Origin of the sequence: Flavobacterium collinsii (genome assembly GCF_902804485.1) — a bacterium.
GTDB classification, from domain to species: domain Bacteria; phylum Bacteroidota; class Bacteroidia; order Flavobacteriales; family Flavobacteriaceae; genus Flavobacterium; species Flavobacterium collinsii.
Genome location: NZ_CADCST010000118.1, coordinates 1 through 16,150, shown reverse-complemented (window position 1 = coordinate 16,150; position 16,150 = coordinate 1). Strand labels below are relative to the sequence as shown.

Below are 16,150 nucleotides of genomic sequence, written 5' to 3'. Positions count from 1 at the left end.
TTATACAATGGAAAAGATTATTGAGGAAAGCAAACAAGGCGAAAGCCTCGTTTTGGAAAATAAACCTGAGAATACTAAAAAACTTTTTATTGAAAGTTACGGTTGTGCGATGAATTTTTCGGACAGTGAAATTGTAGCTTCCATCTTATCTAAAAACGGTTTTAACACTACACAAACTCTTGAAGACGCTGATTTAGTCTTGGTAAATACCTGCTCGATTCGAGATAAGGCAGAACAAACTATTCGCAAGCGTCTGGAAAAATATAATGCGGTAAAACGTATCAATCCGAAAATGAAAGTAGGCGTTTTGGGCTGTATGGCCGAGCGTTTAAAAAGTCAGTTTTTAGAGGAAGAAAAGATAGTTGATCTTGTTGTTGGACCTGATGCCTACAAAGATCTTCCGAATTTATTAGCAGAAGTTGAGGAAGGACGCGATGCCATCAATGTTATTTTATCAAAAGAAGAAACTTACGGAGACATTTCACCCGTTCGTTTAATGAGTAACGGTATTACTGCTCTGGTTTCCATCACCCGTGGCTGTGATAATATGTGCACGTTTTGCGTTGTACCTTTTACACGCGGGCGTGAACGCAGTCGTGAACCTCAGAGTATCATGAATGAAATTCAGGACTTATGGGACAAAGGCTTTAAAGAAATAACGTTATTAGGTCAAAATGTCGACAGTTACCTTTGGTACGGCGGCGGCTTAAAAAAGGATTTCGTAAATGCTTCTGAAATGCAGAAAGCAACAGCAGTTGATTTCGATCAATTACTGGAGATGGTAGCCGTCGGTTTTCCAAAAATGCGTATCCGTTTTTCGACATCTAATCCGCAGGACATGCATGAAAGTGTATTGCACGTTATTGCGAAACATCCTAATATTTGCAAACACATTCACTTACCGGTTCAATCGGGAAGTAACAGAATTTTAAAAGAAATGAATCGTTTGCACACTCGTGAAGAATACATGACTTTGATTGATAAAATCAGAGCAATTATTCCGAACGCATCGATTTCACAAGATATGATCGCCGGTTTTCCTACAGAAACCGAACAAGATCATCAGGACACCATGAGTTTGATGGAATATGTGAAGTATAATTTTGGTTATATGTACTCCTACTCTGAGCGTCCGGGAACTTTGGCCGGAAGAAAAATGGAAGATGATGTTGCTGAAGAAACCAAAGCCAGAAGATTACAGGAAATTGTCGACTTACAACAAAAGCATGCCTGGTTTCGCAGTGAAGAATTCGTAGGACAAACGGTTGAAGTCTTAGTCGAGAAAGTCTCTAAAAAATCAACTGAAGAATTCTCAGGAAGAAATTCACAAAGTATTACGGTAGTTTTCCCTAAAGAAAATTATAAAATCGGAGATTTTGTAAACGTAAAAATCACAAGCTGTACTAGTGGAACTTTAAAAGGTAAAGCGGTTGGATTGAGTGCAATGAATTAAAGTTTTTTTTAGCCACAAATCTCACTAATTCACACTAATTTTCCTACTTTAGTTAATAATTCAATATGTTTGTATAAGAAGACAAAGATGGAATTATATAGAAAGGAAGAATATTTTAAAATAGTTGGCATTTGCATGGAAATTCATAGAATCCTTGGCGGAGGCCTGCTTGAAATTGTTTACAAAGATGCTTTAGAATATGAATTTAAAAAACACAATATTCCCTTTCAACGTGAAAAAGAATATAGCATTAAATACAAAGACATTGTTTTAGCACATAAGTTCTATGCTGATTTTGTTATTTATGATGAAATTATTTTAGAAGTAAAAGCATCAAAAGATATTATAGACGAATACACAGCTCAAACAATTAATTATTTAAGACTAGCTGATAGTGATTTAGGAATTATTGTTAACTTTAATAAAAAGTCACTACAACATAAAAGAGTTATTCATTAACCCGATTTCAAAAAATTCGTGAAAATTTGTGAAATTCGTGGCAAATGATAAAATATTATTTGTGGTTTTAATACTCTAATCCATTCAATAGACTGAAACCTGAAACAAATAAAACTTGAAACAAAAACATACATGGAAACAGTTCAAGCAATAAAACAGCGATTTGAGATTATCGGAAACGATCCTAAACTAAATCGTGCTATTGAGAAAGCCATTCAGGTTGCGCCTACTGATATTTCGGTAATGGTAACCGGGGAAAGTGGTGTAGGTAAAGAAAATATTCCAAGAATCATCCATTCGCTTTCACACAGAAAACACGGAAAATATATTGCTGTAAACTGCGGAGCAATTCCGGAGGGAACAATCGACAGTGAGCTTTTTGGTCACGAAAAAGGAGCTTTTACAGGCGCTACAAGCACACGTGAAGGTTATTTTGAAGTAGCCGATGGCGGAACTATTTTCCTGGATGAAGTTGGAGAATTACCTTTAACCACCCAGGTTCGTTTGCTTCGTGTACTTGAAAATGGCGAATTTATCAAAGTAGGTTCATCACAGGTTCAAAAAACCAATGTTCGAATTGTAGCCGCTACAAACGTCAATTTGTTCAATGCAATCGAAAAAGGAAAGTTCCGTGAGGATTTATACTATCGTTTGACGACCGTAGAGATTACTTTACCTCCATTGCGTGAAAGAAACGATGACATTCATTTATTGTTTAGAAAATTTGTAGCCGACTTTGCACACAAATACAAAATGCCTCCATTAAAGCTGGACGATGATGCTGTACAGCTTCTTCAAAAGTTCAGATGGAACGGAAACATTCGTCAATTGCGAAATGTGGCAGAACAGATTTCGGTTCTGGAAACCAATCGTGATATTTCATTAGCTACTTTACAATCGTATTTGCCAACCGAAGGAAGTAACTTGCCTTCTGTTATTAACGAAAACAAAAAGGAAAGTGATTTCAGTACCGAAAGAGACATCTTGTACAAGGTACTTTTTGATATGAAAAGTGACCTGAATGATTTAAAGAAACTTACTTTAGAATTAATGAAAAACGGCACAAAAGTGCAGGATATCAATCCGAATTTAATTCAGAAAATATACGGCTCTCAGGAAAACGAAAGCGAAATTGATTTTGAAGAAGAACCAAGAACCGCTGTAATGACCCCTACTGCACGCGAAGAAAATTATCAAATGCAGGATGACAATTATTTGTTTGCAGAAACCATCGAAGAAGAAGAGGTTTTACGTTTGGAACAGAAAGAAATCGAAATGATCAAAAAGTCATTAGAAAAAAACAAAGGGAAACGAAAAGCTGCGGCGGATGAATTAGGAATTTCCGAACGAACTTTGTACAGAAAAATTAAACAATTCGATTTATAACAAATAAATTTTAAATTCCAAGTTTAAAAACTGAATCTAAAAAATAAACTCCAAATTGCTTCGCCAGTTCGCTAGCGCTCAAATCCAAATTGTTATATTTGAAAAAAATAGAGTTTCCCAAAAATTGGAATTTGGTATTTGGAATTTAAAACATTGGATTTTACCCCAATTGATATTATGAAAAAAATATATTCTTTACTAGCCTTAATGAGCTTGTTCCTGTTAAGCGGTTGTTCGGTTTACAACTTTACGGGAACAGGAAACATCGATGCCAAAACTTTTCAGGTTAACTTTTTTCAGAATAATGCTGATTTAATTGAACCGGGAATCGACAGAACTTTTACCTTAACGTTACAGGATTTGATTCAAAATCAAACCAATTTAAACTTAGTCAGCAATAGTGGAGATTTAGTTTACGAAGGAGAAATTATAGATTACAGAACTACTCCAATGACAGCAACTGCCAATCAGGGAGCTTCTCAAAACCGTTTGACTGTTCGTGTAAATGTTAGATTCACAAACAAAAAGAAAGAAAAAGATGATTTCGAAAGAACATTTGAATTCTACTATGATTTCGAAGGACAGGGACTGCCTACCGGAACCACTCTGAATACAGCATTACAGGTTATTTTTGAAAGAATCACCCAAGATATTTTCAATGAGTCATTAGCAAAATGGTAGTTTACTTATTTGTTTAATCGTTAAAAACTTTAACCGTTCAACCGATTAAACAGTCAAACAATTAAAACGATTAAACAGTTAACCGATTAAATAAAAGAATAAATGAATGTAACGGATTATACCTACTTAATGAACAAGCCTGATGCTATTACAGAAAAGCAGGCAGATGCATTAGGAAGTGTTTTGAATGAGTTCCCATATTTTCAAAGTGCAAGAGCATTGCGCTTGAAAGGACTTTACGATCAAAACAGCTTTAAGTATAATTATGCCCTAAAAGTTACGGCAGCACATACTACGGATCGTACCGTTTTATTTGATTTTATTACTTCTGAGGCTTTTACCTCTATTCAAAGCGAATATTACGACAAAAAACTAAGAGACCTACTGGAAATTAAAGTTTTTGACAGTGAAATTGTTTCATTTGAAGAAATAAAAAAAACAACTGAGATCAGAATTGATCCAATCGAACAATCTATTCTGGACTCTATAAAAGAAGCCGCAACAGTAACTTTTGAAAAACCGATAAAAATAGAAGAAGAACCTGTAAAACCCTTCATTGAGCAATCTATTCTAGATGCTGTAAAAGAAATCGCAGCAGTAACTTTTGAAGAACCCGTAAAAACAGAAGAAAAACCTGTTGAAGTTGTTGTCGAACAACCCGTTTCTGTCACTCCTATAAAAGCCGCTCCAATAACTGTAGAAGAACCCATAAAAACGGAACAGCCAGAAGCAAATTTAGCGATAGAACAACCTATATTACCACCGGCTAAAGAACCAACACCAACCTTTTTCGATGAAATCGTAGAGGAAGAAATTCCGCAAGTAAAAATTAATCCAATTGAGCAATCGATTTTAAATTCTATAAAAGAAGCAACAACAGTTGTTCCTGAACAGCCTAAAGCAGTTGAAGAACTAAAAGAAGTTGAAGTTCCGGAGAGTGTAAAAGTTGCAGAAGAAAATCTGGAAATAGGACAGCCTTTAGATTTTTCTGTTAATGAAAAACATTCTTTTCAAGAATGGCTGCAATTATCCAGAACGGAACCTATTGACAGAACTGATGAAACCTCACCCGAAATAAAACAGGCTGAAAAAGTAACCGAATCAAAAATTGAAACTGAAACAATTGACGAAGAGAAAAAGAAAAAAGCGGAATTAATCGATAAATTCATCGAAACCAATCCAAAAATCTCTCCTATCAAACAGACTGCAATAACGCAAACAGTTCAATCTGACTTAAACAAGGAAGATAATTCTTACTTAATGACAGAGACTTTAGCCAGAGTATATTTAGAACAAAAAAAATATACAAAAGCAATACAAGCATATGAAATATTAATTTTGAAATATCCAGAAAAAATTAGTTTCTTTGCAGACCGTATTTCGGATATAAAGATTTTACAACAAAATAACAATAATATTTAAACAATGAGCACATTTTCAATTTTTTTAGTTTTAATCACAATAGTTTGCTTTCTATTGATCGTAGTAATCATGGTACAAAACCCTAAAGGAGGCGGATTGTCTTCTACAATTAGCGGAACTCAAATGTTAGGTGGAGTACAAAAAACAACTGACTTTTTAGACAAAAGTACTTGGACATTGGCTACTATTTTGATTGCTTTAATTTTGCTTTCAAGCTTAAGTTTCACAGGATCATTAAGTGACGGTGAGTCTAAAATCATTGAAAAAACTGAAGCGCCTGCTGCTACACCAGCTGCTCCAGCTCAACAAACACCTGCTCCGGCAACACCTGCAGCAAAATAATAATTTGCAATATCAATATAAAATGCCAGCCTGTCAAAGCTGGCATTTTTTTTAAGAAATAATGTCAGTTTTATGAGCATGGCACAGTTTCTGAAAGTTTCTAGAACATTAAAAAACGTATAACCTAATAATATAATAAAATCATGGCTTTAAACATAAAACCGCTTTCAGACCGCGTACTTATTGAGCCTGTTGCAGCTGAAACTAAAACTGCATCAGGAATCTTTATACCAGATACTGCCAAAGAAAAACCACAAAAAGGAACTGTAGTTGCAGTAGGAAACGGATCAAAAGATCATACAATGACTGTAAAAGTGGGCGATACTGTTCTTTATGGTAAATACGCAGGAACAGAATTAAAACTGGAAGGAACTGATTATTTGATTATGCGTGAGGATGATATCCTTGCAATTATCTAAATTGCTGTAAGCTATAAGCTTTAAGCTGTAGGCTTTTCAGAAAGCTTAAAGCATATTGCCTAAAGCTTAAAGCTACAAAAAAATGAGAGATTTTAAAAAATATGACATTTGGCAGCTAAGTCATTCTTTCACCTTAGAGATTTATAAAATAACTTCTACTTTTCCAAAAGAAGAACTTTATGGATTAACAAGTCAAATAAGAAGAGCCTCTTCATAAATTCCAACTAATATTAGTGAAGGATGTGGAAGAAATAGCGACAAAGAGTTCAATCAATTTCTCAACATAGCTTTGGGTTCTGCAAATGAAACCGAATATCTTTTGATTTTAATTAAAGACCTGCAATATCTGAACAATGAAGTTGCAGAAAATCTAATCGAGAAAATCAATAATATAAAAAGCAAAATTTACAAATTAAAGCAAATACTAATTAAGCCGTAGGCTGTAAGCAATAAGCCCTAAGCTTCCAAAAAAGCCTAAAGCCTAAAGCCTAAAGCTTAAAGCAAAAACAAATATTAATTCAGCAGTAGAAAAGCGTAAAGCCTACTGCCTAAAGCAATAATAAAAAATGGCAAAAGATATAAAATTTGATATTGAAGCACGTGACGGATTAAAACGTGGTGTTGATGCATTAGCAAATGCTGTAAAAGTAACTCTTGGACCAAAAGGTCGTAACGTAATTATCGGAAAATCATTTGGTGGACCAACCGTTACTAAAGATGGTGTTTCGGTTGCAAAAGAAATCGAATTAAAAGACCCATTAGAAAACATGGGCGCACAAATGGTTAAAGAAGTAGCTTCTAAAACCAATGATTTAGCGGGTGACGGGACTACAACTGCTACAGTTTTAGCTCAGGCAATCGTAAAAGAAGGCCTTAAAAACGTTGCAGCAGGAGCAAATCCAATGGATTTGAAACGTGGTATCGATAAAGCGGTTGAAGCAATCGTTGCTGATCTTGCAAAACAAGCAAAAGTAGTAGGAAGTGATTCTGATAAAATCAAACAAATTGCTTCTATCTCTGCAAACAATGACGAAGTGATTGGGGAACTAATCGCTACTGCATTTGCAAAAGTGGGTAAAGAAGGAGTTATTACTGTTGAAGAAGCTAAAGGAACTGATACATTTGTAGATGTTGTGGAAGGTATGCAATTTGACAGAGGATATCTTTCTCCTTACTTCGTAACAAATCCAGAAAAAATGGAAGTTGAATTAGACTCTCCATACATCTTATTATACGACAAAAAAGTATCTTCTTTAAAAGAATTACTACCTGTTTTAGAACCAGTTGCTCAATCAGGAAAACCATTATTAATTATTGCTGAAGATGTTGACGGAGAAGCTCTGTCTACATTAGTAGTAAACAAATTAAGAGGTGCTCTTAAAATCGCTGCTGTAAAGGCTCCAGGTTTTGGTGACAGAAGAAAAGCAATGTTAGAAGACATCGCAATCTTAACTGGTGGAACTGTAATTTCTGAAGAAAGAGGTTATACACTAGAAAATACAACGATCGAAATGTTAGGAACTGCAAAAAGAGTTTCTATCGATAAAGACAACACAACCATTGTAAGTGGTGCTGGTGAAGCTGATATCATCAAAAACAGAGTAAACCAAATTAAAGGTCAAATGGAGGCTACTACATCTGATTATGATAAAGAAAAATTGCAAGAGCGTTTGGCTAAATTAGCTGGTGGTGTTGCTGTTCTTTATGTTGGTGCTGCTTCTGAAGTTGAAATGAAAGAGAAAAAAGACAGAGTTGATGATGCGTTACACGCAACACGTGCTGCTGTTGAAGAAGGAATTGTTGCTGGTGGTGGTGTAGCTTTATTAAGAGCAAAAGCTGCTTTGGCTGACCTTAAAGCGGATAATGCTGATGAGGCAACCGGAATTCAAATTGTAGCTCGCGCTGTTGAATCTCCATTAAGAACTATTGTTGAAAATGCAGGTCTTGAAGGTTCTGTAGTAGTAGCAAAAGTAGGTGAAGGTTCTGGTGACTTTGGTTACAACGCAAAAACTGATGAATATGTAGACATGCTTAAAGCAGGTATTATCGATCCTAAAAAAGTAACTCGTGTTGCATTAGAAAATGCTGCTTCAGTTTCTGGAATGATCTTAACTACCGAGTGTGCATTAATCGATATTAAAGAAGAAAACGCTGGCGGAATGCCAATGGGTGGCGGTATGCCAGGAATGATGTAATCGTTCTTTCTTTAAAACTTAAAACGCCGGATATTAATCTGGCGTTTTTTTTTGCCATGAATTACACGAATTTTCACGAATTGTTTTTTCTAATCTTTACGAATATTTTCTTTGTCGCAAACTAAAAGGTTTTCACAGATTAATCTATTTAATCCTTTTAATCTGTGGCAACCTCTTTCAGATATAGCATTCGTGAAAATTCGTGTAATTCGTGGCAAACAATTTTTACTTTATGATTGTTTAACATTCTGTTTTTGCGGATGAAAATGGTTATTAATAACTTTGTAACTCAATAATTACAACAATGAAAAAGCATTTTACCACTCTCCTATCCGTACTTTTCTTCTCGCTTTCTTTTATTTTAAATGCTCAATCCAATAAAGATACTTATGTGATTTTAGTTTCTATGGATGGATTTCGTTGGGATTATGCCAAACATTTTAAACTTCAAAATCTCGATAAAATAGCAAAACAGGGCGTTCATGCCAAATCAATGCGACCTTCTTACCCAAGTAAAACCTTCCCTAATCATTATGCGATAGTAACCGGACTTTATCCCGATCATCACGGAATTATTAATAATGTTTTTTATGATGCAGCTTTAAACGAATCTTTCTCGTTGTCAACAAATGCCAAAAATGATTCCCGATTTTATGGCGGAAATCCCATTTGGAATGTTGCTGAAAAACAGGGCATAAAGACTGCTTCTTTTTTCTGGCCAGGTTCAGATACCGATCAGAAAAGACCTGGTATTTATAAAAAATACGATGACAAAATTCCTTACGAAACCCGAATCGATACTGTAATCAAATGGCTTCAGCTTCCTGAAAAAGAACGTCCGCATTTTATCAGCCTGTATTTTGATGAACCTGATCATACCGGACATAAGTTTGGCCCGCTTTCTCTTGAAAATGAAAAAGCAATCAGAAAAATGGATACGCTTATGGGGCGATTATCTTCTAAACTGGATCAGTTATCAATTGGAAAACAAATCAATCTCATTATTGTTTCAGATCACGGAATGGCCAATATTAGTAATGATAAAAAAGTAGCGGTTCTGGATTATCTGAAGCCCGAATGGCTGGGCTACAAAGCCGTGATTAATCCAATTATGAGTTTACAGGCAAAACCGGGCTTTCAGGACTCCATCACAAATGCATTAAAGAAAGTACCTCATATTAAATTCTGGAAATCCAATGAGGTTCCAAAAAGACTGCACTACGGAACTAATCCAAGAGTCCATGATTTTGTAATTGAAGCCAAAAAAAGTTACAGTTTGGTAAAAAAATCCTCTCAGGATGTAAACGGAGGTACGCATGGTTATGACAACAAAGAGAAAGACATGCAGGCCATTTTTTATGCAAAAGGCCCGGCTTTTAAAGTAAATAAAACAGTAGGATCATTTCAGAATGTTTCGGTATATCCTTTAATTGCTCACATCCTAGGTTTGCAAATTGATGAAGTCGACGGAAAGTTTAGTGAAGTCAGCAGCATGCTTAAATAATTCGGAAATGTGGCAATTAGGTAATTAGATAATTGCCATACGTTACGCATAATTTTTCTAATTGCCACATTATCTAATTAAGAGACTACTTTGTACGTTGTATCTTCAATTACATTTACATCAATAACAGCTTTGGCATTCTTAAGTAAAACAACACAATCTTCACTTAAATGTTTCAATTCGATCACTTTATTTAACTGACTGTACTTTTTCGTCAAATTATTTAATGCTTCAATAGCTGACATATCTGCAATTCGGCTTTCTTTAAAATCAATAATTACATAGTCAGGATCATTTGCAACATCAAATTTCTCTACAAAAGCAGCAATCGAACCAAAAAATAAGGGTCCGTAAATTTCGTAATGTTTTATTCCTGCCTCATCAATATAATGTCTGGCACGAATTCTTTTGGCACTTTCCCACGCAAAAACCAGAGCCGAAATAATCACCCCAATCAAAACCGCCAAAGCCAAATTGTGCAATAAAATTGTAATTACCGCCACCAGAATTCCAACAAAAATATCGTGTTTGGGCATTTTATTTATAATTTTAAAACTTGTCCATTCAAAAGTTTTAATTGCCACCATCATCATAACCCCTACTAAAGCAGCCATTGGTAATTTCCCAATTACAGGCGCTCCAAAAAGAATGATTAATAAAATAGTCAAAGAAGCGATTATTCCCGAAAGTCGCGCTCTCGAACCGGCAGAAAGATTGATCAGCGTCTGTGCAATCATTGGACATCCGCCCATCCCAAAAAAGAAGCCATTCACTATATTTGAACTCCCCTGAGCAATACACTCTCTATTACTATTACCTTTTGTACCTGTTATCTCATCAACAAGGTTCAAAGTCAATAAACCTTCTGTTAAACCAACTGCTGCAACAATTACCGAATACGGAAATATAATTTTTAAAGTTTCAAAAGAAAGTGGAATATTCGGGATATGAAAAGGAGGAAATCCTCCCTGTACAGAAGCAATATCCTGAATCGTTTTGGTCTCAATATTAAAGATTAGTACGATTGCAAATACGACCATAATAGCCACCAAAGAAGCAGGGACTGTTTTTGTTATCTTCGAAAAAAGCACTACCACTCCAATCGTAAGTAGAACTAAGCACAGCATAATATAAAGCGGAGATCCCTGTAGCCAAATAGTTCGTCCATTCACAACGGTTTTAAATTGTTCCAGCTGTGACATAAAAATTACTACCGCGAGTCCGTTTACAAAACCATACATGACTGGCTGTGGTACCAGTCTGATAAATTTTCCGAGCTTAAAAAGACCAACACAGATCTGAACGATACCTCCAAGCGCGACGGCTGCAAAAACATATTCTATACCGTGCGATTTCATTAAAGCGATTAAAACAATAACGGTCGCTCCTGCCCCACCCGAAATCATTCCAGGTCTTCCTCCAAAAACAGAGGTAACCAAACCCGCAATAAAAGCAGCATACAATCCCACCAAAGGTGGAAAACCGGCTAGAATTGCAAACGATAATGATTCAGGAATCATGGTCATAGCAACTGTTAATCCCGCTAAAATTTCGTTTTTGTAATTGACTTTTTGAGTGAAATCAAAAAGAGAAGACTTTTTTTTCATAAGAACACAAATTTAAAAAATAATGTGCACATATATTAAAGAAAGCTTTCCTATTCTAAAACCGAATCTTAAAACTGTTTCACTAACAGTAAAAAGCAAAAAACAATAAAATTTATCATAGTTTAATTATTCTAATTTTACACAAGTATATCCAAGACAATTTACATAATCGATAATATTGTCAGGCTGCAGATCAATACCTTCTATACGCAATATTTTATCGCAATCTTCTAAATCAAAGTTGATTTTATAATCGGGAAACTGGGTTTGAATAACGGCAATGACATAGTTTTTATCTGCCTCTTTTTGCACATTTGTTTTAAAAACTTCAACAACCATATTTTTCTACTTTAATGATACATGAAATAATCAACGAATTACAGAACTACGCTGAATTATAAATCCTTACTAAAATGGATTATGAGAAATTCCGAATCTAAAATAACCCAGGGGCTTCTTAATGAGGATACCCTATACTTAGATGTTCGTTCACAATTTCTGTTACACGAACATTAAAAATATTTTAATACTGGCTTTAAAAAAAAAATCTTAGACGCAATGCTCTATAGGCAATCCCGGCTCTTAACTCCGGTTACTTTAACTTGTAGATTCTCTTTAAATTTGAGGTGCATAAATTTAAACAAAACTTTCTGAATTCGATTCTGCTCTTGATAAAAATATTCTATTATCCCACATTTTTTTAAAGAACAAACAACAATATAAAACATCTGACTTACAGGTTCTCTGCTCAAATTTCTGCACTTAAAAACGGGGCCTATTGTAGAGTAAAAATCTGATATTTTCTCTATTATTAAAATGTTTACAATCTCAAAAAACAATCTGCTTTAAAGATATTTTTCTTACATAAATAAATTATCTTCGTGAGACTGTAAAACCTTAACCAAATTTTAAAAAATGACTCTTTTTAATTTTCTGTTTAAAAAATCAAATTCCAGATGCCCAAGATGTCTCGGAAAAGGTTTTGTAGATTGGGAAGATATAAAACGTTTAAACAATCAATTAAAATGGGCACCAGGCCCCTGTGCCTATTGCAATGCCTCAGGAAAAGCGACAGAAGAAATGCTCTCTAATGTGGCTGTAAATACTACTTACCTCACCATTGATTTACCAGAATCTGAAATAGAAAAAATAAAAAATGGAGACGAAGAAACTATAGAAAAAGGTAAGCTACAGGAACTTTTTGTAGAAAGCATTATAAAGTATACCGAATACCATTACCTAAACAAAAATATGGATGCCCAAAGTATCGCCGATTTGTATCTGCGTACAGAAAACGAAAAAGCCCCCTTTTCGGTAGAGAAAGAAAACCTGATACAATACATCAGTAAAATAATAGAATTAAAAAAAACTGAGCAAAAATAGTATCAAACAAAATTCTACTTCAGCTGCACTACAAAGTCGAGGATCCTTTTAAAAAAAAATAAAAACCTCATTATCAAAGCGAAAACCAACCTTTTCACGCTTGCATTATTGTGGCAAAAAAAACCTAAAAACAGGTATAAATACGGGGTGTCAGATCTTTATTAAGTGGTAAAATTGCCGTAAATAATTTTTATTTAAAACTATAGTTTTCCTAAGGGAAGATTATGAATTGATGTCATTTTTTTTGGAACAATTAAGTGAGATTTCTAATCGATGCCAACGATTAAAAGTCTCACTTTTTTTGATTATGTTTCTTCAATTGTTACGCCTGCTTCAGTTTATATTAGTTAACGGCAAAGATTTCTTCCTCGTTGAATATAAAACAACAACAAACTCCAAAAAACTCTATGATGATCAAAACAAAATCACTTTGAACCTATGTATCTTTGAGCCTTAAAAAACAAAGCCCTAAATCTCTATGACACGAGAACATTATATTCCTTTTAACAAAGAATTCTTACTGGAACAACAGCTTAGCACCTTTGCTGACGATTCGAAAAAAGTTGATGATTTCAAAAAACTGTTCGATATTATTGAGCATTATTTTCATTACGAATCTTTTAATCTTAACCGAAATCTAAAACAAAACTATGCTCAGTTTGATCCGGATTTGAGTCCAAAAGAACGTAAAAGTTTTAGAGGAAAAAGCGATTTCACCATTTTCAAAAAAACATTGCTTACGGTTTTAGAACAGGGAAATTATCACCGAATAGATCAGGAAACACTAGACAAAGCTTTTGAAGATTCAGACTTAATTGGTTTAAAACTTTCAATTGATTTTAATGCCTTTAAAGATTACGAATTATACGTACGGGGACATCATAAAGCAAAAGAAAAGATTAAGAAATATTTTTTCTGGAAAAAAGAAATTGAAATCGAATATTATGATCGTGTCTTAATTTATCTCCATTACAGCGAAGAGGATTACATTAAAGAAAAGAAAGTGAAATTGGGAAAAATGCCCATTGAACCCGGGTCAGTCGCTTTAAAAATCTTTAAACGTGTTCCTAAAAATGATCTCGAAACCATATTTCCAAATGCCATTCCGAGAATGTCTACCACAGATAAATTATTTTTTTGGGTTCCCGGAATCGGAGGTGGAATTTCACTTTTAAGCACAACCGTAATCCCTGCTTTGATCGGTATGTATGCAGCATATCAATCGGGTGAAACTATAGATTTACTTAACAGCAAAGCTTCTTTAAACCAAGGTTTAATAGCATTGGGCATTTTGTCACTTTATCTGTTCCGTCAATACAGCAACTTTGTCAATAAGAAAATTAAATATTCCAAAATACTTTCAGATAGTCTTTATTTTAAAAACCTTGGAAATAACAGCGGTGCTTTTTATTCGCTGTTGAATTCTTCTGAAGAGGAGGTGTTAAAGGAAACCATTCTGGCTTATACATTTTTGTTCAAAGCCGAATTCCCAATTACCGCCAATGAACTTGATACTCAAATTGAATCATGGTTTACAACAAAACTAAATACAGACCTCGATTTTGATGTTCAGGATGCTTTGTTAAAACTAAAAGATATGGGGCTTGGTATTGAATCCAATGGAAAATGGAGTGTACTTTCGCTAGATCAATCACTCAGTACGATCGACGCACTGTGGGACAATGTTTTTGATTACAATCAGAAAGAAACTTCTCAGTGTCATTAATCAATAACTCTCATGATCAATAATGTTATAAATGAAACGAAAAAAGCGAGAAGAATAAGTACGCTAAAAATTATTCTTGCTTTTATGATTATATCTTCCAAAGTATCATTTCTTACCTCTAAATATTCATGAAAATTGTACTTGTTTATTACTTTCTCTGTTTGATCTTCTTTGCGTTGTAAAGTGACATAAACCTGTATGACTCTCTTTTTTTTAGTTTTCTTCCCACTCATACTTGATTATTTAACAAGATTTGCTTTAAATTTTGTCAAATTTAATAAGTAAAAAATGGATAGCACACCGAATAAAGCCATAAAACTATCAAAATAAGACATATGCTCTATTATTTGAGTGTTTAATCTAAATTTTAACATTTTTTCGCAGTCGAAGAAGTATTGAAATTTTAAAATGACGCAACTTTAATTTTTATACTAACCATTTTTATATCTGCTTTATCATTACAAACTCTATTACACTTTAAGGATTCCCTGAATTGTCTTCAGCTAAATTACCATTCCCTCCTACATCAGTATTTTTCTGAAGATTAGCCACATTCCTTTCTACGAAAGTTTAAAATAGATAAAACTAAAGGAAATTTTAGTAGATTTACTATCCTAAATCCAAAACAATGAGAACATTAGAACAATGGTTTGATGAGTACGCAGTAAGTCATCAGAACCCCAAAAACAAGGCGATTCATTATGTTTGCGTACCTGCTATTTACTTTTCGATCGTAGGTTTATTAATGAGTATTCCAAGCAATGTCATTTCCGATACTTTAAAACTAAATGCTCCTGTTATCGAAAACTGGGCAGCTGTTGTTTTAGTTTTTGTACTTCTTTTTTACATTCGCTTATCAGTAGCAATGGCCTTTAAGATTGCCGTTTTATCAGCAATTTGCCTGGTTGTAAATTTTTATATCGGACAGGTTTTCCCTTTATGGATATTTTCCATCGGCGTATTTGCGATTGCCTGGATCGGACAGTTCTACGGACATAATATCGAAGGAAAAAAACCTTCTTTTCTAAAAGATCTTCAGTTTTTAATGATTGGCCCTGCCTGGGTGGTAGAGAATTTATTTTCCAGAAAGTAATTTTCTGCCGGAATAAAAGGAAAAATCAACAAAAAACCTGCTAAGATCTAAAAGCAGCTACATCCTGTTTTGTTGGGAATCATACCCGCCGGAAGAGTTGTCGCTATTCTAAGAATACTAATAAACATACCTATAAAACCTTAAAAAATGGAAAAAAAAAGATCAATATCGTTTACTTTTTTGGTTGTCGCAATCATTTTAGGAGTAACGATTTATAAACAATTCGACTTTGAAAAGCTAAAATTCGAGAAACCCGCATTAGCGATAGTTTACATCATTGTTTTTTTAGTCTCAATTTACATTCTGGCAAGAAAACCAAAAGCGGGATCTGAAAAATAATCTCCTTTAACAAATTGTCTCGTCCTAAAAAAGCGATACAGATTATTACATAAAAATAATTAATTAAACAGTTGCAAGAACCCTCTTGCAACTGTTTTTTGTTTTATATCTTCTCATTTGAATTTGATTTTGAGAATGCAT

The 16,150-nt window shown here is 34.2% G+C and carries 15 protein-coding genes and 1 pseudogene; 14 read left to right on the top strand and 2 right to left on the bottom strand.

All coding sequences use genetic code 11. The features are described 5' to 3' along the window. Positions 1–7: 7 nt before the first annotated feature. The 10 genes and pseudogenes from miaB (at position 8) to FLA105534_RS19105 (ending at position 9,861) form a co-directional block, all read left to right on the top strand. On the top strand, positions 8–1,453 hold the full coding sequence (gene miaB / locus FLA105534_RS19150) for a tRNA (N6-isopentenyl adenosine(37)-C2)-methylthiotransferase MiaB (protein WP_173967693.1): 1,446 nt from the start codon (positions 8–10) through the stop codon (positions 1,451–1,453). A gap of 87 nt (positions 1,454–1,540) precedes the next feature. Continuing rightward, entirely contained in the window at positions 1,541–1,912 is a 372-nt protein-coding gene (locus FLA105534_RS19145; RefSeq protein WP_173967692.1) for a GxxExxY protein, read from the top strand. A gap of 132 nt (positions 1,913–2,044) precedes the next feature. Continuing rightward, positions 2,045–3,298: a sigma-54 interaction domain-containing protein gene (locus FLA105534_RS19140; protein ID WP_173967691.1), complete on the top strand. Its 1,254-nt coding sequence runs from the start codon at positions 2,045–2,047 to the stop codon at positions 3,296–3,298. 177 nt (positions 3,299–3,475) lie between these two features. Next, positions 3,476–3,979 carry an LptE family protein gene (locus FLA105534_RS19135; RefSeq protein WP_173967690.1) on the top strand — a complete coding sequence of 168 codons (504 nt, stop codon included), beginning with the start codon at positions 3,476–3,478 and terminating at the stop codon, positions 3,977–3,979. A 102-nt stretch (positions 3,980–4,081) separates the two neighbouring features. Next, a complete protein-coding gene (locus FLA105534_RS19130) occupies positions 4,082–5,401 on the top strand; it encodes a tetratricopeptide repeat protein (RefSeq protein ID WP_173967689.1) in 1,320 nt (439 codons plus the stop codon). A 3-nt stretch (positions 5,402–5,404) separates the two neighbouring features. Beyond that, positions 5,405–5,743, top strand: a complete 339-nt coding sequence (gene secG, locus FLA105534_RS19125) for a preprotein translocase subunit SecG (RefSeq protein WP_173967688.1) — start codon at positions 5,405–5,407, stop codon at positions 5,741–5,743. A 143-nt stretch (positions 5,744–5,886) separates the two neighbouring features. Beyond that, complete coding sequence (locus tag FLA105534_RS19120; protein ID WP_012023920.1) at positions 5,887–6,162, top strand: co-chaperone GroES; 276 nt, start codon at positions 5,887–5,889, stop codon at positions 6,160–6,162. Between the two features lie 82 nt (positions 6,163–6,244). Continuing rightward, positions 6,245–6,601, top strand: a pseudogene (locus FLA105534_RS19115) (four helix bundle protein). 127 nt (positions 6,602–6,728) lie between these two features. Beyond that, complete coding sequence (gene groL, locus FLA105534_RS19110) at positions 6,729–8,357, top strand: chaperonin GroEL (RefSeq protein ID WP_173967687.1); 1,629 nt, start codon at positions 6,729–6,731, stop codon at positions 8,355–8,357. Positions 8,358–8,661: 304 nt separating this feature from the next. Further along, positions 8,662–9,861, top strand: coding sequence for an alkaline phosphatase family protein (locus FLA105534_RS19105; protein ID WP_173967686.1), 1,200 nt, complete (start codon positions 8,662–8,664; stop codon positions 9,859–9,861). A gap of 77 nt (positions 9,862–9,938) precedes the next feature. Here FLA105534_RS19105 and FLA105534_RS19100 read toward each other — a convergent pair whose 3' ends face one another. Beyond that, positions 9,939–11,468 (bottom strand): SulP family inorganic anion transporter, encoded by a 1,530-nt coding sequence (locus FLA105534_RS19100; RefSeq protein ID WP_173967685.1) that lies wholly within the window; start codon positions 11,466–11,468, stop codon positions 9,939–9,941. Between the two features lie 126 nt (positions 11,469–11,594). Further along, positions 11,595–11,807: a hypothetical protein gene (locus FLA105534_RS19095; RefSeq protein ID WP_173967684.1), complete on the bottom strand. Its 213-nt coding sequence runs from the start codon at positions 11,805–11,807 to the stop codon at positions 11,595–11,597. Positions 11,808–12,383: 576 nt separating this feature from the next. Between FLA105534_RS19095 and FLA105534_RS19090 the strand changes: the two genes are divergently transcribed. From FLA105534_RS19090 to FLA105534_RS19075, 4 genes are all read left to right on the top strand, one after another. Further along, on the top strand, positions 12,384–12,851 hold the full coding sequence (locus FLA105534_RS19090; protein WP_173967683.1) for a hypothetical protein: 468 nt from the start codon (positions 12,384–12,386) through the stop codon (positions 12,849–12,851). Positions 12,852–13,329: 478 nt separating this feature from the next. Continuing rightward, positions 13,330–14,577, top strand: coding sequence for a TMEM143 family protein (locus tag FLA105534_RS19085; protein ID WP_173967682.1), 1,248 nt, complete (start codon positions 13,330–13,332; stop codon positions 14,575–14,577). A gap of 628 nt (positions 14,578–15,205) precedes the next feature. Continuing rightward, positions 15,206–15,670, top strand: coding sequence for an Mpo1 family 2-hydroxy fatty acid dioxygenase (locus tag FLA105534_RS19080; RefSeq protein WP_173967680.1), 465 nt, complete (start codon positions 15,206–15,208; stop codon positions 15,668–15,670). A 147-nt stretch (positions 15,671–15,817) separates the two neighbouring features. After that, positions 15,818–16,009, top strand: a complete 192-nt coding sequence (locus FLA105534_RS19075; RefSeq protein WP_173967679.1) for a hypothetical protein — start codon at positions 15,818–15,820, stop codon at positions 16,007–16,009. Positions 16,010–16,150 lie beyond the last annotated feature (141 nt).